The 25129-nt window shown below is 62.6% G+C and carries 10 protein-coding genes and 1 pseudogene; 4 read left to right on the top strand and 7 right to left on the bottom strand.

Translation table 11 applies throughout. The features are described 5' to 3' along the window. Nucleotides 1-430 precede the first annotated feature (430 nt). The 3 genes from J2X36_RS13420 to J2X36_RS13410 all read right to left on the bottom strand — a co-directional run bounded on the left by J2X36_RS13420 (nt 431) and on the right by J2X36_RS13410 (nt 13204). Nucleotides 431-3787, bottom strand: a complete 3357-nt coding sequence (locus J2X36_RS13420; RefSeq protein ID WP_310350401.1) for a UvrD-helicase domain-containing protein — start codon at nt 3785-3787, stop codon at nt 431-433. Further along, the gene (locus J2X36_RS13415) at nt 3787-6447 is read right to left on the bottom strand and encodes a PD-(D/E)XK nuclease family protein (RefSeq protein WP_310350399.1); all 2661 of its coding nucleotides are present in this window, start codon (nt 6445-6447) and stop codon (nt 3787-3789) included. The genes J2X36_RS13420 and J2X36_RS13415 overlap by 1 nt, the downstream gene beginning before the upstream one ends. A 403-nt stretch (nt 6448-6850) precedes the next feature. Beyond that, nucleotides 6851-13204 carry a DUF4011 domain-containing protein gene (locus J2X36_RS13410; RefSeq protein ID WP_310350397.1) on the bottom strand — a complete coding sequence of 2118 codons (6354 nt, stop codon included), beginning with the start codon at nt 13202-13204 and terminating at the stop codon, nt 6851-6853. A gap of 518 nt (nt 13205-13722) precedes the next feature. Here J2X36_RS13410 and J2X36_RS13405 point away from each other — a divergent pair. Then, nucleotides 13723-14289, top strand: a complete 567-nt coding sequence (locus J2X36_RS13405; protein WP_310350394.1) for a hypothetical protein — start codon at nt 13723-13725, stop codon at nt 14287-14289. Between the two features lie 351 nt (nt 14290-14640). Here J2X36_RS13405 and J2X36_RS13400 read toward each other — a convergent pair whose 3' ends face one another. The 4 genes and pseudogenes from J2X36_RS13400 to J2X36_RS13385 all read right to left on the bottom strand — a co-directional run bounded on the left by J2X36_RS13400 (nt 14641) and on the right by J2X36_RS13385 (nt 21412). Continuing rightward, nucleotides 14641-17580 carry a helicase-related protein gene (locus tag J2X36_RS13400; RefSeq protein ID WP_310350391.1) on the bottom strand — a complete coding sequence of 980 codons (2940 nt, stop codon included), beginning with the start codon at nt 17578-17580 and terminating at the stop codon, nt 14641-14643. Continuing rightward, entirely contained in the window at nt 17577-19385 is a 1809-nt protein-coding gene (locus J2X36_RS13395; protein WP_310350389.1) for a hypothetical protein, read from the bottom strand. The genes J2X36_RS13400 and J2X36_RS13395 overlap by 4 nt, the downstream gene beginning before the upstream one ends. Then, nucleotides 19382-20584, bottom strand: a complete 1203-nt coding sequence (locus J2X36_RS13390; protein WP_310350387.1) for a DUF6361 family protein — start codon at nt 20582-20584, stop codon at nt 19382-19384. The genes J2X36_RS13395 and J2X36_RS13390 overlap by 4 nt, the downstream gene beginning before the upstream one ends. 350 nt (nt 20585-20934) lie before the next feature. Then, nucleotides 20935-21412, bottom strand: a pseudogene (locus J2X36_RS13385) (transposase). 175 nt (nt 21413-21587) lie between these two features. On the opposite strand from J2X36_RS13385, the gene J2X36_RS13380 reads away from it, so the two are divergent. The 3 genes from J2X36_RS13380 to J2X36_RS13370 all read left to right on the top strand — a co-directional run bounded on the left by J2X36_RS13380 (nt 21588) and on the right by J2X36_RS13370 (nt 25025). Continuing rightward, on the top strand, nt 21588-21821 hold the full coding sequence (locus tag J2X36_RS13380) for a hypothetical protein (protein WP_310350385.1): 234 nt from the start codon (nt 21588-21590) through the stop codon (nt 21819-21821). A 2-nt stretch (nt 21822-21823) separates the two neighbouring features. Beyond that, nucleotides 21824-22258, top strand: a complete 435-nt coding sequence (locus J2X36_RS13375) for a hypothetical protein (protein WP_310350382.1) — start codon at nt 21824-21826, stop codon at nt 22256-22258. A 64-nt stretch (nt 22259-22322) separates the two neighbouring features. Continuing rightward, nucleotides 22323-25025 carry a DUF5906 domain-containing protein gene (locus J2X36_RS13370; protein ID WP_310350379.1) on the top strand — a complete coding sequence of 901 codons (2703 nt, stop codon included), beginning with the start codon at nt 22323-22325 and terminating at the stop codon, nt 25023-25025. The last annotated feature ends 104 nt before the right edge of the window (nt 25026-25129 follow it).

Below are 25129 nucleotides of genomic sequence, written 5' to 3'. Positions count from 1 at the left end.
GGCCAAGATCTGGCGCTGGTACGCGGCTCGAGCTGCCGCGATGAGCAGCGATATCACAGAATGCCTTCCTTTCGATTGAGAGTAGGGCGACGCGTCATCACTGCTGCGTGAACTTGTACCCAGTCAGTTCCTTCAGTTTGCTGAGCACTGGTGTCCACTGGTCGCCAGGCTTGTGAATAGTCCGGTAGCGGCTCACCGGAATTAGTCCATCCGTTAAGGTCTCTCGGAGCTCGCCAAACCTTTCTCGAGCTTCATCGGGGGTAAGGAAGCGGGTTCTTGCGCGCAATCGGTTCTGCCCATGGAGGATCTCTCATGGCTCATCCTGCATGCTCATGAACACCTCGTCTGGACCTCAAACCGCTGATTCTCGCTGAGCGGAACATGTGCTCAGAGCATCGTTCGACCACGTTATGAACCTCGACTACCGCGGTCACGTCGCGCGGTGTACCGGAAGGATCTCGCCGGACGACACGAATACGAGCAGACCTTTGCCGGCGCCTGTCATGTCGAGATACTGGCCGAGTTGCCCCCTGTACGAGGCGACCGTGGCTGGGTCGGCCGCGACGTCGCTCTTCCAGTCTACGACGATCTCGGGCGTTCCTGCCTCATCGAACGCCACGGCATCGACCACACCGAACGTCGCGACGTCCTCGTCGACGATCGATTGGAATCCATAGACGGGGATTTCCGGCCGGAGCCTCGACCTGATCGCGGAGATCGCCGGCAGTTCGAGGGTCTTCACGACGCATGTCCCGATCTCTGTCGGAGATGGCCCCGACAGCGGATCCGCCGTCGGTTCTAGTCCCAGGCTCTCGATGAGCTCAAGCGCCCGCTTGACCACGGCATCCGTCTCCCCCGCCGTCTCACCGGTGAGGCACTCCTCAAGCAGCTTGTGGATGATTACGCCTCGCGTACGGCTGCCCTGAACAGCCGGCAGCGACGCCTCGCCTTCCGCAGAAATCACGTCGGGCTCGGGGGGAGCGAAGACGGCTGCTGCTCCGTCGCGGCTCGGTGCGAGACACCTGAGGGAGCGGTGCAAGCCGACGATGGCGGCGGCCTCCGCCGCGAAGATTTCGGGCGTCTGCCCGTTGGATGCGATTCGGACCGGCGGCCTCGCAGCCGCCGGCAACTTGTCGAGATCGATCCGCGGAAGCTTGTCCAACTCAAGATTAACGACGGACGACCAGGAGGACTTCGACCCGGCGACGGGAAGCCGCGGCAGGATCAGCACCTCGCGCGCTCGTGTCGCCGCCACGTACCACAGCCGGACGCGTTCGTGCTTGATCGCCTGATCCTCGTTCTGAAGGGCTTCCTCGTAGCCCGCCGGCCTGACGCTGAAGACAGGGCAGAACAGGCACTCCTCAGTCCGGCCGACGACGAGGCCCGACGTCGACTTCGCCTGCGTCAGGGTGTTTACCGGAATGACGATTGGCCATTCGAGTCCCTTGGAGGCGTGCATCGTGAATAGGCCGACGGCAGCCTCCTGGGCATCGGGCCGGCCCTCCACAGCCCTTGTGTCTCCTTCCCATGCCACCTGCATCGCGCGCGCGAATGCTCGCAAGCCGCGGACCGCGTAGGGGCGCGCCATTTCCAGGTAAAGATCGATGTTCGCGAGCGCGCGCTCGGAATGGCCGTCGTGGCGGTGGAGCACGATCGGCCGAAGCATGAAGGCATCGACCGCCCGGCTCAGGATGTCGTGAGGGGTCGTGCCGGCTGCCAATTTCGCAATGCTCTGCAGCTTCTCGAAGATCGCCCGTGCGACCGGATGCGCGACACGGTCCGTATCAAGATGCAGCGATAGCCCGACCGGCTGCTCCGCAGCTTCCGGGCCTTCGGAAACCGCGTGCACGATGTCGAGGAGATCCTCGTCGGTGAGGCCGACGACCGGACCACGCAGGAACGCTCCCAGAGCGAGCGTGTCGCGCGGATCGGCTAGGATTCTCGTAATGGCGATGAGGTCCTGCACCTCCTGCCGCCTGAAGAACCCCTTTCCGGCCTGCGTGGCAACGGGAATGCCCCGCCGCTCCAACGCCTCCTCGTAGCGCCAGAGATCGCTGCCAGTCGGCGCGAGCAACGCGATGTCGCCGGGCTGCACCACGCGGGTGCCGGCAATCTTGCAGGTGGTCACCGCCTGTCCGATCAGTCGGGCGCAGAGGTCCGCGACGGCCTCCGCTTCGGCGTCGCGCGCCTCGTTCGACGTAGGCTTCGCACCGGCCTGCTCGACGACGACGTCGAGCGCCGCCACGCAAGGGCCTCTGTCGTGGTCCTCGTGGAAAGGATCCAGCGCGGAGAAACCGGGCTGGCCCGGCCCGTCGAGGACGTTGCCGAAAGTGTCGTTGACGTAGGCGAGAATCGAGCGGCAGGAGCGGAAGTTGGTCGAGACCGGAACGACCAGGGCGTCCGCATCCGCCTCGACGGCGGCTCGGGCCCGGACATAGGCGGACACGTCCGCGCCGCGGAAGCGGTAGATGGCCTGTTTCGGATCTCCGACCAAAAAGAGCGCGCCGGGCCTGAGGATGCGTCCGTGCCACGCGACGTCCGCCGCTCCGTCCGGAGCTTCGCCGCAAAGACGCCAGAAGATCTCGGTCTGCAGAGGATCCGTATCCTGGAACTCGTCGACGAGGACATAGCGGTACCGGCCTGCGAGGGCCGCGCGGACGTCGTCGTGCTCGCGGAGCAGACGCGCTGCGGCGTGGATCAGATCGCCGAAATCCAGAAGGCCGCCCGCACGCTTCCGGAGGCGGAAGTCCTCGAGGACGGGCCGGACCTCCACGACCAAGTGGCCCAGGACTTCGCTTGCGACATTCGCCTTGAGGCGTTCCCAGATGTCGCAACAAGTCTCGTAATGGGTCGCGGCCGAAAGCTGCAGTCTATTGGCTTCGTCCTTGGACAGTCCAACGGCCTTGGCTGCAGCCGCCCATTTTATCTTGCCGCCCTTGAACTTGTAGAAGCCTCCGTCTTTCTTGCAGAGGCTCGGCTCCGCAGGGGTGGCAAGAAAGGCTACCAAAGTCCGAGGATCCATCGTGCGGGTCGGCATGCGGATGGCGGTCATCGTCTGCAGGGCCTGCACGGCCGCAGCGGTTTCCTCCTCCCTCGCCGGAGCCCTAGCGACGAACTCCGCGAAGGCAGCAACCTGCCTCACGAAATCCTCTGCCAGGCGGTCCACCGGCTCCGCCGGCCTGGTTCCGACCCTACGGTTCTCACGGAGGCAGCTGGCGACCCGGCGAACGGTTTCGAGCGTGTCCGCAGGATCGACGAGCACCATTTCGGCGATCAAACCGCCGGTCCTGGAGAGCTTCTCTCTCAGCCACGCATCGACCAGATCTTCGAAGATGCGTTCCGCTTCGGCCTGATCGATCACGACCGCACCAGGATCGATGTCGGCCTCGACGGGGTACGGCGCGATCAAACGCTGGCAGAAGCCGTGGATGGTCGTGCAGGTCAGTTCGTCGAGATGCCTTTCCGCCGAACCCAGGTGCTCCCGCTGCTCCGGTCCAAGACCGGCGGGCAGGACCGCGGCGAGCTCGACGGGGATCGCGCCAGCGATCAGGGCTACCACGACGTTGGCGACGCGGGTCGCGAGCTCGCTCGCCGCGAGTTCCGTGAAGGTAACGGCGGCGATCGATCGCGGCTCTATGCCAGAGGCGAGCATCATGGCGATGCGACCGGCCATGAGGGCGGTTTTTCCCGAACCTGCGCCGGCCTCGACGAGCATTGATCGTTCGCTGTCCGAGATCGCCAGGATCCGGTTGGCGCCATCGGCAAGAAGCTTGTCGTGCGTGGTCATCAGACGACGTCCCAGATGTCGGCGGCGGCGGCGAGCTCCTCCCGGATGCGGGCACGCTTGCGGGGCCCGTACATACGGAGAGCGTTCGCGGGCAACGCGAACAGAAGGTCGTTCCATTTCTCCTCTGCGTCCGGCCCGGCGAACGCGCGGCCGAGCCGAAGGCTTTCGCGGGCCGCCGCAAGGTGGCCACCGAGTGCATCGAGCACACCATCGGCGTTCTCAAGGGTGTGGCAGACCCCATCCCGCGGGAAGAGCAGGGATGCGTCGATCGAGACGCCCGTCCCCAGTAGCGCGCGGGCCGCGTAGCCGTAGAGGCAGCGCTGCAGTTCGCGTCCACCATCCAGAGAAATGGTCTCTTCGGGGGCCTTTCTGGACTTGTAGTCCCGAACCCGGGCACAGCTTCGGTCGCCCGCGAGATCGAGACGATCGATGTAGCCTGCGATCCGGAAGTTGGCCGTAGGGATCGTGACGACGGTATCTCCGTCCCAGGGCATCGCCCGCGACGCGCTCTTCGGCACCTGGCCGCCGAAAGGCACTTCAACCCAGCTGCGCTGGCCGTCATAGACGCTCTCCGGATGGGTCAGGGCCGCAAACGCGGTCTCCGCCACATCGTCGAGCGTCCGCTGCCAGACGACGTCCGGTGGCACCGGCAGGTCGGACTGCCAGGCAGCCTCGACCTTCGCGACCGCGGCCGCCACGGCATGTCGGATTGTCTCCGGAGCAGCACCGGCGAACCCGTCCGACGCTTCCATGTCCTCGACGGCGTGCTCAAGGACCTGATGGAGAAGCATGCCATAGGCCGAAGCATCGAGCACGATCGGCTCGGCGCTTGAGTCGACCGTCCGCATGCCCAGGCCGTACGTCCAGACGAATCCGGCCGGATCGCGGAGCAACTTCTCAAGCGAGGTCGCCGAATGAGTTCGTTCGAGGATGGCGAGAATGATGGGATGGTTTGGACGGATCCGCCCATCGTGCTTGGTAACCTCGGACTCCGCCCAGGCCGTCCAGCATGATGCCGCGGACTTGGACTGCTCGATCGCCCTGAATTCGTCGGGTCGGGCCGTCAGTCGATCGACTTGGCCGACCGCGTGCTGCGGTATTCGGTTTCGCCCGAGATACATCTCGCGGTCGCGATAGGTCTGGATGAGCGGGCTCTCGCCCAGCAATCGTCCGTCGGGGCCGCGGCGGGGCCTCGAAAGGGCGACTTCCGAGGTGCTGGTCGCGAGTATCGCATCGAAGTCGCCCCTGTCCGCCACCGGGCGCGGCGCCGGATCGAGAATATGAAGCGGCACGACATGGTCCGGCAGGAGCCGGTCCTCCATGATGGCCTGCGGCCACCCGCGCGAGCTCAGTCCGAGCAGCCGAACGAAGGGCCGGGGCGACGAGGCGATCGCGGCGGCGGGCGCCCAGACGACGCCGGCACATTGCTCGCCCTCGTCGTCCAGGCGGAGGTTCGCGATCGTGAGATCAATCGATGCAGACGAGCCTTCGATCAGCGCACGGCGCCAGATGTGCAGCGGTAGGCCGCCGAGCAGACGTTCGCCCGCCTCTGCGGCCGCCTCTGTGCCGCGGGCAAGCAGCGAGATCGCCTCCCGCAGGATCGGAAGCTGTTCGGCGACGTCGGGCGCCTCTTCCGGCTTCACTGCTGCGAAGAGGCGCTGCCAGGCTTGGGCACCGGCCAGCGGCGCGGCCCTCGGCAGGATTCGGGTCCAGCCTTGTGGCAACGCGCCGAGCAGGCCAGGCCCACCGCGGCATAGCGCGGCCAATCGACGGACGCCATCCTGCGACAGCCCGCGCACGAGGACGTCCGCCAAGGCCGCCGCCGTCTGGCCCTCGCGGACGGAGGCGACCGGGACGCCATGCACAAAACGGATGTCGAGGTTCGCCTCGGAGCGTAGCGCGAGGATCACGTCGTCATAGTCGCTCGTTCGACAGGCAACGATCGCAATTTCTTCGGGTCGGGCGCGGCCGCTGGCCATGAGCTGTCTCGCCCAGCGCAGGGCTTCCAGGGCCTCGTGCCTCGGCGTCGCCGAGCTGAAGGCACTGACGACGGGATTTGCCGCCGCCGACCTCTCGATATGAATCGGGGCGGAGGTGACCCAATCGGGTGCGCGACACGGACCTGCCACCCAGGTCACCGGCACGTGAGCCGCAACGGCCCGTACGAGTTCCCGCCAGCAGGGCGGCAGATCGGCGATGCCGACGATTGTCACCGGACCGAGCACGGCCGATGCGTGTCTCAGCCTCGTCGATGCCAATTCCGCCAGATCGCCAGGGCGCATGCAACCATTGGGCAGAGTGCCGACGACCGCGGTCTCTAGGCTCCGGAGAGCGACGAGACGCTGATGGATCTCGCCGCATGGCGAAAGGGGAACCCCGGCATGCCAAGCCTTGCGAAGCGTCGCCGCAGCGGCTGCGACCATGCCGGGCAGATCCTTGATTGGATCGAGCTCGCCGAGGCCGGTCTGCGGCAGGACCGTCCGGAGGATGGTCTTGAGGGTTTCGTCGTCGACGAGCCTGCTGAACCCTCCGGCGAGCCGAGCAGCCATCTGTTCGATGGTCAGGACTCCGACGCCCTGTTCACCCCGACGTGCCGCCGCCAGCCTTTCCGTGGACTGTGCGAAACGGCCTCGAACGATGATCGTTCTGCGGTCCACCATGCGAATCTGGCCCCCCAAGGAGGCCGACGTTTCCCAGGCAGACATATATGGTCAAGCTGGATACAACTTTAGGATGAATTTTTAGATTCATGTTGATTCCGGATCACATCCAGGAATTTTCTGTGAAATCAGGCGCGCAAAGTCAGATGCAATTCAATACGCCTAAGTCACACGTCTATGCCCTTGACAGATCCACTAGCATCGAATGGCAAGCAAAGACTTCTCGTGCGTTGACCCAGTTAGTCAGTGCGGACCGCGCACCGAAACTCGTAATTTGGTTTGCTGGGCGTCGTGCGCCTGTGCCCACGACCCTCGCTCGTCTTGGCCAAAGTGAAGGAGAGCGGAAGGAGCGGTTGCGTGGCCGGTCAGACGAAAGAACCGCGACCGGCCGGCCCAATAAGCGTCAGGCGATCGCCTCCATTCGACGTTGGCGGCCACCAGCACCCGGCGGAGGGCCAGCTGGGCCGGTGTCTTCCTCCCGCAGTCGGGCCACGAGGTCACAAACCCGGTCGAGGTAAAGCCGCTTCTCGTTTGGATCTGTGCCGACACGCAGGTAGTTCGGGACCTTCGCGAACCAGTCGGCCGGATCGTCCAGGCGCTGGGCGACGAGGGTCTCGATCATGCTCTCCCGTAGGATAGAGCGCTCCGGCTTCCACGCTTCGGGATGTCCCGCGATGATGGTCTCTCTGAAGCACCGTAGGGCCGATCGGAGTTCCTCGACCGTCAGGGGGCGGTCCCCGTCCAGGATATCCGCCGGCGCGGGTGTAGGTTCTGCAAGAACGATTTTCTGCACGGAGGCGGGGGCATGAACTGGCACCGATTCGATCTCGGGCTCGATGGTCTCCCGGGGCGCCTCGTCGGAGAGAGATTCGCGAGCGTTCTCCGTTAGCACCGCCAGCGTCGGCCGGTATCCCCGCGAGGCCGGGAGCGGCTTGGTTCGAAGTTCCTCGATGCGCCGCAGTAGGTTAGCGGTCTGGAGGTCCGGGTTGTCGAACCAGTCGGTCGACCAGACCCGGACGACGTTCCAGCCGAGACCGGTCAGAATCTCCTCCCGCAGGCGATCCCGGTCACGGGCGCTCTTGCTGGAGTGGAAGCTGGCTCCGTCACATTCAACACCGGCAATGAACTGCTCGGGATGATCCGGGTGTCTCACGCCGAGGTCGATGCGGAACCCCGAGACGCCAACCTGGTGATCGACTTGCAGGTTCGCGGCTCGCAGGCGCCGAGCTACGTCGACCTCGAAATCGCTGTCGGCCTGGGCATCGTCGGCGACATCGGCGTAGCCTCGGCGCTCCGCATATTCGAAGTAGCGCTTGAGAATGCGGACGCCCTCGGCGCTCGTCTCGGTGGGTCGCACGTCCTTCGAACCGAAAGAGGCAAACATCGCGATCCGGAGCCGGGCACGGGTGAACAAGACGTTGAGGCGCCGGTGGCCATGCTTGCCAGCGATGGGGCCAAACCGCTGCGCGACGACTCCGCCCGGGACAGACGGCCCGTAGGTCATCGAGATGAAAATGTAGTCTCGCTCATCGCCCTGCACGTTTTCTAGGTTCTTGACGAAGAAGGGCTCCCCGCGCTCGGCGACCTTCTCCTGGTAGCGCAGCACCAGCTCATCCTCGGACGCTAGCCGCCGGAGCTCCTCCTCGATGAGCTCACGCTGATCGCTGTTGACCGAAACTACTCCGAGGGAAGGAGGTGACGCCTCGTCAGCGTGCTGACGCATGAAAAGGATGCTTTCCTCGGCGACGGCCTGAGCCTCCATTGGGTTGCGGCCCGACTCATAGCGGCCCGGCAGCCGCACGAAGTCGATCGAGAAGGATCGTGGCTGCGCCGAGGGGAAGGTGATGAGGTCGTCGCCGTAAAACTCGCGGTTCGAGAAGGCGATAAGGCTCTCGCAGCGGCTACGGTAATGCCACTTCAGCAAGCGGGTTTCCCGGAACGTCTTGGCGCAGGACTCCAGAATCGATTCGTCGTCCAAATCCTCGACCATTTCGTCATCTGAAACTATGGCCTCGGCTCCTCCCGATCGATTGAAGAACTGAGATGGTGGTAGCTGCTTCTGGTCGCCGACTACGATGATCTGATCGACACGCAACAAGGCTCCTAGCGCGTCCTCGGGGCGCATCTGCGAAGCCTCATCGATGATGAGTAGATCAAAGTGGACTTGGCCGCGGGGGAGGAACTTTGCCAGCGACAGCGGGGACATCATGAAACAGGGCGTGAGTTCCTGCAGACTGGTGGACGCTCGCCGCATCAGGTCACGCACTGGAACGAAGCGCTTCTGCTTGTTCATCTCGTTCTTGAGAAGTGCACCCTCCGTCCAGGTCACTCGCGGACCGTAGCCATTACCCGATAGTGGCCGACGGGCGAGGAGTTTTGTACGGATCGTCGCCCGGTCGAACTCAATCTTGCGGCGGTCGGCATCCGCGAAGGCACGCCGTCGTGCATCGATCTGACTTCCTGCCGCCTGCGAGAGCGCCGGATCCCGACGGCGCAGCCACTCGGCGCGCCGCTGAGAGAGCAGGTGTTTGAAGATGTCGGGTAACCGCTCATGTGACGATGCGGTCGAATGGGCGCGCTCCAGGAATGGTTCGAGGCCGAGCGAAGCGATCTCCCGGCGCTGCCGCTGGAGGCCTATAAATGCGGTTAGTTCAGTGGCACGCGTGAGCAGATCGTCGAGCCGCTGCCGTAGATCTGCCGGCTCAGCCCCGATGAAGACGTTCAGCCCGTACTCCTCGTTGAGGGAAGTCCGGGCTCGATCGAGACGCTCGATCACTGCTGCGCCTCGCATGACCGCATCCCGCAGCGTTGCGAGCACAGTCTCCGCCTTTTCACCGAGCAGCAGTTCGCGGATAGGCGCAAGATCACTCGACCGCATAACGGCGTGGAGCCAATCGGCGGCGGTACGCATCCTTGGGGCGAGCTCGTCCGCTGCAATGCTCGCGAGATCTGTGTGCAGGGAATTACGCTCCAGCTGAGCGCGGGCAGCCCGCCACTCGCGCTCGATCTGCACGGCCTGCACAAGTTCTGAAAGAGGTTCATCTCGCGCAGCGAGCGTACCGCCAGGATCGGCGGCAGCAAGCCGCTCGGCCCTCTCCCGCTTGTGCCGTAGGTCAGCCTGAAGCTGACCGAGTGTCCCACTAGGATCAGTGGCGACGATCTGGATTCTTTCGGCTCGCTCCTTCTTGCGCCGGAGGTCCGCATGGAGCTGATCGCGAGTTTCGCCGACATCTCTAGCGGCACTCTCAATACGTTCGGCCTGCTCCTGCGTGCGCTGTAGATCGGCCTGACGTTGTTCAAGTCGGCTGTACGCGTCCGCGAGAAGCTCTTTGGGTAGTTGGCGCAGCCTATCGACACCCGGCGCCGCCTCGGCCGCCCGCGCGAGGTCGGTCTCGTTCATCACGGCGACGCAGTTGGCGATTTCAGCGCCGCCAGCGTACACGCGGATGCGAGCGAGTGCGTTGCGCTTCAGGTCTTGCCCTCGGATGATCGCGTCAAACGGTGAGGTGAGACCAGCCCAATGACGACCGAGCGCCGGTCGGTGCTCCTCGCTTAATGCAAATGAGCGGAGCATCTCCACGTGAGCCGCGAGATCATCTAGCGTCTTTGCTTCTGCCGGTGGGATGTCGGGGACGCCAAGATGCGATGCGGCCGCTGCTATTGCTTCACGCCGCCGCCTAGCGAAGAGACGTGCTACAAACCCTTGCCGCAACAGACCAGCGACGGCCCGAAGCTGCCCTGAGCCTGGCCAGGCGGCCTTAGATTCCGGGAACCTGGATCGCCAGAACTCCTCAGCCTCAACGACTGTCCGCCACGCATCGTAAGCGGACTGAAAGTTGTCCATCGGTTGAAAGGCAAACCAGGGGCGCTCGTCGACGGAGAGTTGGGTGATCTCCTGTACGGCAGCGAAGATGGCATCGCGCATCTGAATCGCCGCGTCGGCTCGCACCCCAACCATCCGTAGAAATGGCTCGGCGTGTCGGAGTGCTGCCGTCGTCAAGCCCTCAGCCTCGGCAACTTGGAGCTTAGCCGAAACAACTTGGCTCTTGGCTACAGCGACTTGACTCTGGGCCTCAGCAACTTGAGTCTCCGCTACGGCGGCCCGGTTCTCTACTTCGGCGACCCAACTCTCCGCTTCAGCGACCTGGCTCTGAGCCTCGGCGATTTGGCTCTTCGCTTCGGCAATCCCGCTCTCCACCTCTGAGATGCGACGCTCGGCCTCCGCAACCAATTGGGCAGATTCCTCGCGGATGCGCCGGGGCGAGCGCCCGTCATGCTTCAGCACTGCGACCAAGGCCTCAACAGCGGCCATCTGTGCATTGGTGAGGTCGCCGCTCGGGTGCGCATCTTTTCGAGCGGCAGCACGATCCCGCTCGTGCGCATGCTCGGCGAGATACCCCGCGATGGCGTCGGAACTCTGAGTGCGGAGGACGTTCACCAGGGCAGGCGAGGGGATAGGGCCGGTCAGGTTCGCGAGCGCATCCGCAAGGCGCCCGACTCCCTTCATCTCAACCACTCCGAGATCGGCAACCGAGTTAAGATAGGTGACCGCCTCGTCGGCGTAGGTCCTTAAGCGGTGCAGATCATCGGTCAGGCTGGCCGCCATACCCGGGCTGACCTGCGGGCCGAGGGCTAGCGCATTCCAGGGTGAGGACTCGGGAGCACCGTGATCGATTGAGAAGGCCGTGGCGAGGTCTGCGTAGAGCGCAAGAGCCAATCTCGCCCGCTCTGCCTCGTGCAGCCTATCAGCGTGAATCTGCGGCAGGTCTATGCCGGCGAAGGTCCTGAGAAATTCAGGCTCTTCCCCGCGCGCTCGGATTGCCTGCCACATCAGTTCGAAGGGCCTAGCACCGTCTTCCGCCTCCCGGTGCAAGGCCGCTACGTAGCCCGATACTTCTTCCCGCGCCTGGATGAGCGAAGAATTAGGCCCACGGTGGATGCTGGAGCTACGCTCCATGCCGATCTCCAATCGGTCTTTGAGATGCTCGATCACCGTTTTCGGAGACGCTTTGTCCGAGTGGAGCTCAAGGCAGAACTCTCCGAGACCGGCCACGTCGAGGCGCCTCTTTACCACCTCCAGCGCCGCCTGTTTCTCGGCCAAGAACAGGACGGTTTTCCCGGCGGCCAACGCGTTGGCGATCAGGTTGGTGATCGTCTGCGACTTGCCCGTACCAGGAGGCCCCTGGATGACGAGGTTCTTGCCGTCCATTGCGTCAACGAGGGCGCTGTGCTGTGAAGCGTCCGCGTCGTGGATGAGGTAAGGCGCCTTCGCCGCAATGATCGGATCATCGATTGGATGATCTTCGCGACTACCGAAGAGTGTTTCGCCGTCACCGCCGCCCTCTGCGCCCTGCATGATCGCGCCGACGAGGGCGGTCTGGACAGGATGAGGTGCTCCCCATTGTTGGTGGTCCAGATCCGCGTACATCGCGAGCCGGCCGAAGACGAAGTGCCCAACCGTCAGCAGGCGGCGGATGCGCCAACCCTTCATGTGTTCGATCCGCGCCTGCACCTCCGCGAGATACGCCTCGACCGAGAAGCCGCCTTCGGCATCGGGCGACACGTCCGGCAACTGCAGGCCGAAGTCCTTATCGATCCGCTTGCGGAGACTGAGGTTGTCCTCGGGTACGGTTGAAGTCGCTGTAAGCTCGTAGGTGATCTTGCCGAGGCCCGACCGCGTAGCTTCAAGGTGTACGGGCAGCAGCAACAGCGGCGCGAGAAGCTTGGCGCTGCCTTCCTTTTCGGTCCACTCAAGGAAACCGAAAACCAAAAACAGGGTGGATAGTCCAGTTTCCTGCTCAGCCAATCGTGCATCGCTGCGAAGCTTCTCAAGGACAGCGTCTAGTGGCTTGGGGAACTTGAGAGTCTGTAGTTGCCGGTCGGTATGCTGCTTGCCGGCCGCCTCTCGCGGCAATTCAAAGGATGGATTGATCCCCAGAGCGCGGGCGTGCTGAACCGGGTCAACAGCCTTCTGCCTATCCACCTTCGGCATGCCGAGCTCTTCTCGGAGCCGATCGCGGAGCGAACGCTCCCCCTTGGCGATGATGCCCTCCGCTTTATCAGGCTCGGCGTCGTCAGCCTCACGCAGGATCTGGAGATAATCCGGATCCGTGGCTTTGGCGTAGGTCAAGGAGGAGACGAACTCTGGGGTCTTCTCGTCACGCGGTACATCATCCGGCTCCGGCAACGGTATGATGGTGACGCCAACCTCGCCTGTGAGGTGCCGGAACACCTCCTCCGGGACTTCGTCGACGATCTGCAACTGGCGCTTGGACGTCGGCCGATGCTTGTAGCTAAGCATCGGATTCCGGAGCGTCATGTCGAGCAGCCGCTCGCGAAGCCGCTCGTATGCTTGGTGCAGCGGGCCGTCCTCGTTCACCGGCATCAACTTCTCGGAACCATGTGCTGCGGCGCGGGGCATCGCCCTGACGATCTCGTGGCCGGCTCCCCTATCCGGCATCGGCACCAAGAGTACATCCAGCTTGGCAGTGACGGAAGCTCGATTGCTTACTCCAGGTTGCGGATTCGACACTGCGCGCGGCCGCGCTCTGTCCTGGCCAGTCGATTTTCCGGCGGCGTTGCGCGGAGGCAAGGCTTCGAGGGCTCGCGTGACCTGACGCATTAGGACAGCTGCGCGCTCCGTCTTGCGGTGCCCAAGCTCCCCGGCGAGCGCCTCAAGGACGCCTTGGTCAGTGCGAGAGCCGGAGAAGGTGCGTTCGAGTCGCTCGATGTTGAGTTGAAGGTACGGGCGGTCCATCGATGTAATCGGTAAAGCTTGCGGCCAAGTTTCCCGCGGCGCCAGCCTGCTGTCCAGCGGTCCGGCCTCCTCCAGGGGCTTATTGCGTTCCTGTGCCTCTGCGGCTCCAACTTGCGAGGTTAAGCCGGCGAGGCGCACAGACGTGACTTCTGGGGACGACCACTACGTGAGGATAGCCTGCGTGATGTAGAGCTGGAACTATGTCTGCCTCAGATACCTCGCTGGAGGTCAGAGGATGGCGGAAGTCGGTGTAGGGCAGCCGACCTACGTTTGCCGTTATAAGGCTGTTGGCTAGCGGGCGGGCGACCGCCGAACGCTAGTCGTCATTCAGTCGGCCTTTTGTCCAGTAGCAGAAACCTGCGATTTTTAAACCCATTAAGGTCCCTTGCGGTTGGTTGCGCGTCGTTATGAAGAAGTGGCTGCAAGTATTCGATCCAATCTCTGCAGGAATTATCTAAATTTCCCGTAGGAACGCCGCGGCGTTTTCCCAGTCATGAGAATAGGTTCAAATACCTACAATGAGAAACTTCTCAGATGTCGTAACTCGAGCAGCACAGAGGCTGCGCAGACAGGCTGATCTCGTCCAGAGCGTCAAGCCGGCAGCCGCAACGACTCTGCTGTTCAATCTGCGGGATGTGGCCAATGTGGAGCTGCTGGAAGCGCTTCACACAGATGTCAGCCGGTTCGCGAAGAAGGGGCAGTCAACCGTTTATGTTTTCCGGTTATCAGACTCAAAGAGGTACGTCGCAATTATCGGTGCCTTCGACAGCCGACCAGGATCCTCCTCGGGTTCCGATAAGGCTTGGAGCTACAGTCGCAGGAACGGGCCATCTTCTCCCGACGCGCTGTATGTTGGAAGCTCGATGTCTCTACCTGAGCGGATTTCACAGCATGTGGGCCGTGTTAGTGGTGGCGCAGGGACCTTCTCGATGCGTCTGAACCTCTGGGCTACCAGCGTCGACGCCCAGGTCGAACTTCTCCTATGGCGCTTTGAAGGATTGCTGGATCCGCTCTGCCTTGAAACTATCGAGCAACAGATGTGGGACGACTATCGGCCGCTGCTCGGCAAGAGAAGCGGACGGTAGCAACTGGAAGGTCGACATTTCGCCTAGAACGCCCGTGACGGGCTGCGCACCGCCTTCTGCTCGCAGACAAACGCACTCAATGGGCGCTTCGCGTCAATGAGTGCGCACCTTGGCGATGCCGGCGAGGCGCAGCCCGGGCAACTGACGGCCATGCACTCAGAGGCGGCCGAGGGCTCGGATCGAGCTGCAGTCGGAATTCGAATCGCAAGCGGACTCAAGCCTTCACGGGCAAGCTTCGCGACGTCGAGCCGCTGGAGATATCGGCCGCACCGGCGTTGGTAAATCTAGGTGTCGGCGAAGACGACGAGCCCGAGTTGGCCTCCACCGAAGCGGCCGAGAATCCAGGGATGCTCAGGCCGGTTGATCTGTCCTCGTTATCGCAGACAGATCAATCGCCAGTCCGCGAGCATTCTCGGGCTCTGCGCCCACGCGCTTGAGCATATCCATGAAGGCATCCGGATCCGGCTGCCCTAGGGCAAGACGGTAGTAGAGGAGCTCCTTGAGCATCTGCTCTTTCCGAGCGGAACGCAGGCTGAAGCGCCAATCGAAGCTAATGCTGATTGGACGTCCATTGTCGGGAAGCCACCATCGCTCAAGCCCAGTCGCACCCGGAAGCTGTTTTCTTGCTATAGTGAGCAGCTCGATAAACGGACTCGAAGTTTGGGCCTCGGCCAAGGCGATTTCGCCGTGCGCGCGCGCCAGAGACTGGCGGACGGCGAGACTTCCGTAGCGCGCGATCCTGCCTTCCCGCTGTTCGAAATCCACTGGATCGCCTGGCAGGTCCCAATGGACAATGCGGCGGCACCAGAGATGGAAGTCGAGCCCCTCCTGTCCGACTGAAGTCGTGCAGAGCACGTGTGGCCAGAACGGTGAATTGAAGGCGCGTCGGAGCGTGTCGCTGCGCAGCCGGCCACCCTTCTTCTTGCCTGATACACGTTGCTCCCCGCCCGAGAAGGGTGTGACCGCCTGAACCGGGATCCTCAGCTTGCCCTTGGACCCCCGGCGGAACTGCACGAGGCTCGGTCGATCGAGGATGCAGTTAGCGAGCTGTTCGATGATTTCCATGCCGCGCGCGTCGCCGAACTGGCCAATAAGCCCCATCTGCTCGTCCAGAACGGCCTCGAACCCGCCCTTCAGCAAGGCCTCACACAGCGCATCCGGATACCGGCTTCGCCTCGAAGCATCGAGGATGTGCTCGGCGAAGGCCCGGTGGCCGAGATAGCCGCGGAGGCGCGTCCAGGCGAAATTGAACACACGCTGCATCTCTCGCCGATCATCCTGCGGGACGGCATGACGACGCGCGCATCTGGCGACGATCGCGCCAGGGGCAGCCAGCAGATGCTCGGCCAGCGCCTTCAACTCGTCCGGTGAGATGGACGAGGTTGCTCCGATCGTGTCCCACCGTCGCGACTTCGACACGCCGCGCGCTTGAAGCGCGATCGCTGCAATATGATTGAACGACTTCTTGGAGATCTGGCGCTCTAAGCCACACGCGACAATCCACGTCGGCCGCTTCTCGGATCCGTCGAGCCGGATCCCTCGGCCGATCAGGAATATCTTCAGCTGCTGTTCGGCTGCGCGTCTAACAGCCCTTAGGGATATGACGCCGGACTTCTTCGGCTCGATGGCGTGCGACAGGTTGGGCCACTGCATGAAGATGGAAATGAGGGCTCCGCTGTCGCTCCCGCCAGGGCGCAGGAACGGTTGCGGTTTCCCCTTCTTAGACGGCCTGATCCCGCCCATGAGATTAATCGACAGCAGGGCCGAGATTGAGGTCGGTGCGCCGCGCCACTTACTGAACAGCAGCGTCTTTCCGGCCGTTGCCTTGCCCGTCGCCCAAGCGCCTTCGAGCTTCCACCACGGGACGGTGGGCGGCTGCCAAGGGAGGCGAAGTTGATCCGATCCGCCGGCGATGCTTGTCAGTTCTCGAAGCTGCGGATGGGCAGGGCGCCCCCTTCCCGATCCCGCTTCGAACGGTGGGGGCTCGGCAGCGCATATGCGCTCCCAGACCTTGTAGCTATGGAGTGTCTGCGCCGGGTACGGGATTGAGCTCCACATGGCCGGTGCCCAGCCGGCGAACTCGGGTCCCGCGCTCGTCGCGAAGTGTCGGAAGAGCTTGAGGTCGGCGGCCTCTACCTCGACCGTGGGCGTCACGCGGCAGAACAGGTCCTCCTTGTGGACGAGCGCGCGCTCGGTGCGAGCCATGTAGGGCCCGAGCAGCGTTTCGAGACGGCTCTTTGCATTGATCACTGCCTTCTCGACGATGCCCGAAGATCCGGGCGTGCGTAGCGCTTCGTGATAGTCGCGCATCGCGGTTTCGACGCGAGCGCCACAGGCGGCATCATTCGCGAGAAAACCCGCGAGATCGACCAGCGCCCGGTAGTGCTCGACGGGATGCACTTCCTCCCCATTGAGACGGCGGAGCCGATAGGGCGTCGCCGACAGGAGCAGCACCGCTGGCGGCTGCTCCCCACCGAGTAGCGCATCAGTCAGCAACTGGTGGATGCGAGCGCGCTCGAGTTTGAGGATGTCCTTTGAATTCTCGCGCTTTGGAAGAATCAAGTCCGCGTAGCGGTGGAATTCGTCGAGAATCACGAGGTCGGGCCGCACGATCTTCGAGCGCAGAGCCGCGAGAGCGAGTGCTGCACGGAAGCGTCCGACGAATTCGGGAAGGTCCACGTCCTTCCTTTTGAGCCACGCGACGATGCACATCTGAAGTCGACCGTCCTCGCAGCCAAACACGTCGCGTACGGCGCGATCGATGCCTGCACGTGAGAAACCTTCGAGACTGGCCGCCTTATCCTTCAGGAGCGGATAGTCGCCACGTTCCTGGTCTAACCTATGAACGACTTCCCAGACCGCCGGATAAAAATCAAGCGCCTTTCGAATAAGCGCCCGCTCAGCCTTGCGCCCGGTGCGAGGTCCGGGCTTCCATCCCGGTAGACTGGTCTCCGGCGTGAAGGTGAAAATCCGGAAGCCCGAGCCCTCCTGAGGCGGCCTTCCGGGCACCAGCGTCAACCGGTCCTCGCCGGCATCGTAGTCCTTTTCATCGATGCCCGTGAGCGACACGAACTTGAGACGGTTCTGCCCCACGATCTCTAGGCTGGGGCACAGATACATGACGTTGAGGTGCCGGCGAGTCTTCCGGATCTCCTCCGCCACGGCGCGGGCGATAACGGTCTTCCCCAGGCCGACCTCGTCAGCGACGAGGAAGCGGCGCGGCGCTGGGCCGCTGAGGCGACGGAGCGCCATTTCAACGGTGCAGCGTTGAAAGGTCGCGAGCGCGCTCACCGCAGGTCCCCGATTGCATCTTTCAGGGCTTCCAGGAACGGTCTGACTTCCGCCAAGTCTGTTAAGGCGGCCTCTCGCTCGCCATCATCCGGAATGGTGGCGAACGCCTCCGCAAACGATTCCAGCATTTCCGTCATCCCGGAGACCCGCGCTTCGAAGGCGGCGGGGTCCCGTGCCCAAGCAGCCAGCATCGTTTCGAGGGTGAACAACTCTGCGAGGCGTCCTGACGCATCCACGCAAATTCGGAGGCGCGCGGGATCAGTCCAGCGTTGGCCTGCCGTCCCATCCACACCGTCGAGCAGTGATCTTAACCAGTCCCGGAAGCGGCTCGCCCCAACGTAGCGAGCTAGCAGCGCGCGGTCGCGGCTCTCATCGTCGAAGGTGTCGGTCGGGACCGTCTGCACCCACGTGCGCTGGATGGCAGGGTCGGCCAGACTGGTTGCGCGGAAGTTCAAAAGGGTCGTCTGCTCGCTCAGTGGAACCGGGCTAGATCGGAGGCGAACGGACTTCGCGCCTTGGGGAATGGGACTCCAGGCATCCCAATCGGAAAACGGCGACGTCGCAAAGGAAGCGAGCCGCAGGATGACGTCGTCGGCATCGGCGGCGATGGTGAGGGACAGGCCGTTTTCGTCGTAAGAGACTCGCAGCGGCAGCTTCAGGAATATGCTGATCAGACCGTCTAGCTGCCGCTCTGCCTTCTTCATTTCGACTAGCTCTTCCTCGGACCGCGCGGTACCGAGCTCGAGACCACCTTCCGCGAAGTCGAAGAGCGACTTGCTGAGTGCGGCATCAGTGACGTCCAAGATCGCGACGGCCTCTGCGTTGGGGCCGACGAGGCCTCGCTTCGTGAGGTTGGCGCTTCCGAGCATGAGGACGGTTCGGGCCCCCTTCGCGATCGCGACGAGCTTCGCATGGACACCCGTGGAGGGCGGCTCGACGAATTCTCCTTTGCTACCCTCCTGCTGCTGCTCGACCGACACCTGTGCTACGGGATCCGGTGGCGTGTGGGAGCGGAAGTCGATACCCTTAAGCGGCGCGCACGCGATGCCGGCCGTCTCCGTGGTCAGGAGTGTCACGTTTGCAGACCCCGCGCCAAGCACTTCGTTCAGACCACGACGATCAATAAAAGGACTGACGGCGCAGGCACGGTCTGCGCGGACTATCAGTGGATCCGAAAGGAAACGTCGGGTTTCGCCAGGCCGCCGCCACCGGAGATCCTTTACCGCGACGCCTGCGGGCGACCTCCATCTGGCGTTTTTCAGTTCGGAGAGTTCGGATAAGGTTAGCTCCGCCTCTTCGAGGAGGTCTCCTGCCAGCTTGGCGATTTCTGGAATGGTCTTGCTCGATTTTAGCTTCGTCGAAACGAGCAGGATCCCAGCGTCTAGGTCGGTCGACCCGGTCAGATTGCGGCTGCCCATCCAGAAGCGCCATTCCACCTCTCCGCCGCGAATGTAGCGGATCAGCGCTACCTTTGGGTGCCAGCTCTCCGAGCGCTCATCAGCGGGGATGGCGCGGACCATTGTGTCCAGGAGCGGCAGGATCGAGCGGTGGGCGCTGGGTGCGACCACGCGGCCGAGCTGATGCAGGACGATCAGCCTTCCGCGCATAGCATCGAAGGCCCGCACCAAGCCGAGCGGAGACGTTTCGAATTCCATGTCGGCGTCGCCGCCGAGCGCCAACACAAAGCCCAGGAGTGCCACCAAATCCAGCGAATACGTGGCGACGACCGCCCTGGTGACAGTCTGGCCTGGGCCGGGGCGCAGCATACCGAAGATCGAAATGCGGTCGTCGCTGCGGAAGCTCATGCCGCCTCCAGGACGCGATTAATCATGGTGCGAACTGTCGGCCATCGGTAGTCGAGCGGGACTGCGATCGACTTGCGCCAATCTACACGCCGCTTCTCGCTGACTAAGTATGCTCGCCCGCCCTTCAGCTCGTGCTCACGCGTGCCCATCACCTTGCTGATGGCATCGAGTGGCTGTCGTTCACGGAGCCATTCCAGGACGGCTCCGATGAAGCAGACGAGACGCCGGTCGATCGCTGTTGCGCGTTTGAGAGCATCGACGTCCAACCGGAGCGCCGCGTCTCTATGTTCGTCGATAAGTTCAGGCAGTGCGCTCTGATGGCGACTGTCGGCCAAGCCGCGCTCGTCGTTCCGCTTGATCTCTATAAGCGCGGAGTGGATCGCGCGCGCGATGCACGCGAGCGAGGCGGCCTGCTCGGCGAGGACAAGCGCGTCGCGCTCTGATTGATTCGCGACGGCGCGGACCTCCGGCGCCCACAGGGAATTGGCGGTCACGCCCTCCTCGGTGAGTTTGCTGAGCAGCGGCGGTTCAACACCGCCACCCGCTGCCTTCCAGCGAAGCCGCAGATATTCCGCCTCGGTAGTCCGAAGCGCGAACTCAAGCTGACCCGTCTTGTTGCGCCATCCTGGTGGCGGAGGAGGGAGATCGTCAAAGAGCGCTGCCACGGATGTCTGGCGTTCCTCACTGTCCACCTGGGTTTGCAATCTGGGCCACATGCTCTGAAGCTGCACCTCGGTTGGTGGCTCTGTCGAACCGCCGAGTGTGTTCGCCATCCGCCACGACCTAAGCGCAGTCCAGTAGATCGTGCTCGCGCGGACGACCGGTCGTTCTTCGGCTCGGTACTTCATCCAGCCCGAGATGCCGGAATTCGAGAGCTGCTCGACAGACTTCATCAGCCTGCGCGAGTAGCGCTCCTCGACTTCTCGCAGCCGATCGCGCGGGAACCGCTCTCCCGGCGTCGACTGCAGGAGCTCCTGGTAGGTCCATGCGACAAAGAAGACGTATCTGAGCTGGGCGTGCTGGACCGAGGTTCCGGGAAAGAAGCGGTCGGCGAATGCGAAGTGGATGGGTGCGAAACCAAGCTCGTCCCGAGTGCCATCAGAGATTATCTCTGCGAGGAATTTATTTGCGGCCGACCGATCAGCCTCCGACAACATGAACCAGCCGATGGCAGGCTCGCCAAGTTCAGATTCGAGCAAGATTTTCCCCCTTGGGGCAAGTTGGCTCGCCCCCTTCTAAGGATCAGCGCTTAAACTTTTCTGCCCAACAGCGGGCTTGCCAGCTAACGGGAGTCTCCTGCTGCCTAGCGCGTCTCGATGGTGGCAAGCTTCCTGTCTCCGATCCGTTTGGTCATTCACCTAGCTTACCGATAACGGCATTTCAGATCCCCCTTTGCATCCGGCGCGAATAGACAAAGAACGACCGCTTTCGGGCGCGGCATTGTAGGTCAGGGGCGGCGTAGATGGGCATAAAGCAGAACTCCGCTCCTGGGCGGCGAGGCAGCCTCGGCCTTCCACCTATAGCGGCCTTTCGATACGGGTACCAAGTGTCAGATTTCAAAACTATAGCCAGAGGCCGCGAAGTATTTGCGGCATTCTTCAGGCGAGAAGTGCGCGAAGGCTTTGTGGATCGCTTCCCAGTGGCCACTCACCATGAGGCCGCGGCGCTGCGTAGCAGCGCCTTCAGCTTCGCGAATGCACGCTCGATCGGATTGAACTCAGGCGAGTACGGCGGGAGGTGCAACAGCCGGGCTCCTGCAGGGCATCGCGCAACTCGCGCAGGAAGTTCTGCGGGCGAGCCTCGTAGGTCTGCCGGATGAACTCGGCGTGCGCCGCGATGTGGCGGGAGCGCTGGTCGCCACCCAGAGACTTGGGCGCGACGTGCTTCACGCGCTGCTTCTGCTGCGACCAGCGGCTGGCACTGGCCCGGCTCACTTTGAAGCGCTCGGCTGCTTCTCGGCAGGTCGCTCCGGCTGCCACTGCGCACGCCATGCGCTGATGCAGATCAACGGACAAGGTTGTCGGCATCGGCCTCCTCCTTGATCCATCAACGCTCAACCCCTCAGTGCAGCTTCTGATCGGACGAACCGCGCTCTAGGTTGCACCCGGGCGCAACCTAGTTGCGCCCGAGACACGACGAGCCTTCCTGATGTCGGTTGCTCCCGGAAGCCCCGAGCGGTTCGGGGCTAAAGGAGCCGATGTGATGCACGTCACCTATCTCGATAACCTGCCGTCTGACACGGCCTCACAGATCGCGCTCAACCGGATAGTCGGCGCGGCCGAAGCTGCTGCGTTCTGCAACATCAGCCTCCCTCATTGGCGCCGGCTCTACAGAGCCGGAAAGGTGCCAAAGCCAGTCAAGCTGAGTGCCCGCAAGCTCGGGTGGCGGCTTGGCACGCTGATCGAGTTCAACTCCGGCCGCACAGGGGAGGTTTAACAATGTCACTCTCTTCCACCCATCCGTCCAGATCTGCCACAGAGGCCGGCAGCGCCGCAAAGGGACTAGTCTGGCTCGGCGATCCGCTTACCGATCTGCAATTGCTGAGGCAGGTTCATGCTGTCTTCGGTTGGGCCTATGCCGACCTGTACCTCGTTCCGCCAGTCCAAGGAGATGGATGGACTAGCGGAAACGTGCTCCGCCCCGAGATCACAGAGGCGATGGTTGCGGCGCGAGGTCAACGCGCTGGCGCGCTAATCCGCGAGCATGGGCGCAAGAAGAAATGGTCCATCGCCCGAATTGAAGAGGCGGTGAAGTATACCACAGCGGTCTGGCTCGATAGTTGGGACTGCCGCCTACCATCCCTCGGATATTCAGACGACTGGCCAGACCGGCTAATGGGCGGCAAGCGCAACAACGACGACAATTGGGAATGAGGCGGGGCCGGAACTGCAATTCTGCCCCTGTCTAAATTTGTTGATCTTTGGTGCGAGTAGAATAATGAACTTTCATACGGAATCAACACTAACCTTCGGCGATGCGTGCCGCCGTTTCCTCGATGCCGGTATCCCGGCCCGTGCACTTATTCCTGTTGCGCCGCCAGGGGCAAGGCTCGCCGAACAGGCTGGCTTGGGCGAGAAGAGTCTCGGCAAGGCACCGGGGCGCTTCGACAAGAGCCGTGGACTCTGGTGCGGGCTCAAGGGCAATTTTACCCGGGTCGGAGTGAGGGACCGCGCCGACGTTGAGGAATTTGCATCATTTCCCACCTCGAACGTTGGACTGCTCGGCCGTTATGCCCCTGCCATCGATAGTGACGCGGAGACAGCCGACGCCCGTCGCTTTGTGGATCGGCTCATAGTCGCTGCCTTCGGGGATGGGGCGGGGATTGCCGAACGCGTCCGTGGGAATGGCCCGCGCCGCCTCTACTCATTCAGGCATGCCGAAATCGGAGCTGACAAGAGCCGCATCGTCCGCACCCGGCACATTCACTACCGACTCAAAGGCGAAGAGGATCACCTACCCATTCACAAGCTCGATATTATCGGTGCTGGGAACCAGTACGTCATCACCGGCACCCATCCGAGCGGCGACAAATATGAGTGGGCGAAGGATTGGGACCTTGCTGACATTGCACAAAGCGGGAAGTGGCACCGTGTTGAGAATGCAGATATTTGCCGCTTTATTGAAATGTTCGAGTCCGAGCTTATCAAGGCGGGCGGCACCTTGATCGCGAGCACGGGTGGCAGGGTACCACGAGAAGAACGCGATTACTCCCGGGACAATCCGATAATGCCGGTTCGGGATGTTTTCGATGGCCTGCAAGCTCTACCGAACGATGAGCGAAATTTTCCCGCCCGGGATGATTTCGTGGCGATTCTCGCCGCGATCCGCGCCGCGCTCGGCCGAGAGGCTGAAACCAGCGCCAATCAGGTCGAAGCTTGGGCTTGTGAGGACCCGGTTTGGTGCCCGCCCGACTATTTCGAGAAGGCGTGGAAATCGCTCGCCCCTGGGGTGCGAGTGGACCGGCACGCGCTGGATTTCGAGTTTCGGCAGCGTGGCATTTTCGTGAGCGCACGGTCTGCCTTCCCGGACGATGCTGGCACCGCAGCGGTCGAAATCACAAATCGGAAATCGGAACAGCGGACTGCGGAGACCTTGCTCCTGCATAAGGTGGCAGCCCGCTTCTTGTTTGGGCATGTCAACATGCGCACGAATAACAGGGAGTTGCGGATACGTTCACGACGCGACGTTTCGCGTGAATGGCGTGCCCTGGATTGGTGGCACTACGAGACCATGGATCGCGGTATAGGGCTGCTGCAAGAAATTCAAAAGTGTCCGCGATGGTCGAGCGGCAAAATAGGTTTCTGGAATTTTGTACGGGACCTTGAGCAGGCACATCCGGAAAACTTCTACATAGGCGAGACACGGCACCCGAACTACCCACGCGGCGAAATGGTCGCGCAAGACAACTTCGATGGCACTGTGCTGCGTGAGGTCAACATGCGCCATCTTTCCCCTGTCCAGGTGTTCGCAAAACGGCCTGCGAAGGACGCTGGACAAGCGGAGAATGATCTCAGGATCTTGCTGGATTTCGTGAGCCGCGTGTTTGGCAAGCTGGCATCCTATGAACTCGACACGCTTGCGTACATGGCTCAGACGGGCAGGCGGCCTGGAAATATGCTGTATCTCGTCGGAGAACAGGGGGTCGGGAAATCCATCTACACGGAAATGCTTATTTCCATGTTTGACGGGAATGGGCCGGAGATCACCAGCCGCGTTGACGGGACGAAACTCATCAATGAAAACTCCCGGCGCTTCGTGCTGGCGAAGGTCGAAGGGTGCCGCATCATCAGTGTCAAGGAACTGCCGGAAGGCGCTGGGGCGACAAAAGCCAACATGGCGGCGATCACATCGAGCCTTAAACAGCTTGTCGACCCGGGTCCGGATGGTGATTTTCTACTCATTGAGGAAAAAGGCAAAGACAGCCGGCCAGTTCATAACTTCGCCCGCGTCGTCACCACGTCGAATTATCGGGACGGCCTACGGATCGAGGAGCAAGATCGGCGCATTTTCTACGTCTCATGCGGGATCACGGCCGATATGAAGCCGACCCCCAATTTCTATGAGGATTTGGTCGCGGTCACGACTGACCCCGAGCGGTTGGCGGCTTTCTGGCGGTACCTGCTCAGCCGGGACATCGCGGGCTACAATGTCGCGGCCCCACCGCCTGTTTCTCTCGAGAAGCAGGAAGCTCAGATTGCCGCTATGGCAAATCCATGGGAACGCCACTTACGGGCTGCTCTGATCGGTCTGTCCTATGCTGGCCGGTGGATTTTCGATCTTGCCGAGGTGGCCGAGCTTATGACGGCAATGGCGAAGAATGAGCACCGAAACACGAACGGTGCCGTAGATGACAGACGGGACTACGACTTTCACGCGAGCGGGGGGCAGGCGCAGGCCGCATTAAAGCGCCTCGCCCGTGATGCCAGCAAGATCGCCGCGTTCAAGACAGGCAGCATCCGGCTTCCAGTGATTTATGCCTTTCGCTCGGCCGCTGATAAATTGGCAGACTTGGCTGGTGCAGACCGGGACGACGTGCTGGATGCGCTCCAGCGTGACCGGCAGGCTAAGCCACTTGGGCAGGATCATCCGATCGAACTGTTCAGCGGTCCCACGAAAAGCAAAAGTTTCGCCCCGCGGTGAGTATGCTCCATGTCGTGGCTTGTAATGAGACTTGCAGCCGGTCATCACCAATAATCAGGGCATGGAAGCCCTGGCTTTTCGGGGCACTCTCTCAATAAGAGGCG

Origin of the sequence: Methylobacterium sp. BE186 (assembly GCF_031457035.1) — a bacterium.
GTDB classification, from domain to species: Bacteria; Pseudomonadota; Alphaproteobacteria; order Rhizobiales; family Beijerinckiaceae; genus Methylobacterium; species Methylobacterium segetis.
The sequence above is the reverse complement of the archived record's forward strand: the minus strand, read 5'-3'. Positions and strand labels throughout refer to the sequence as shown.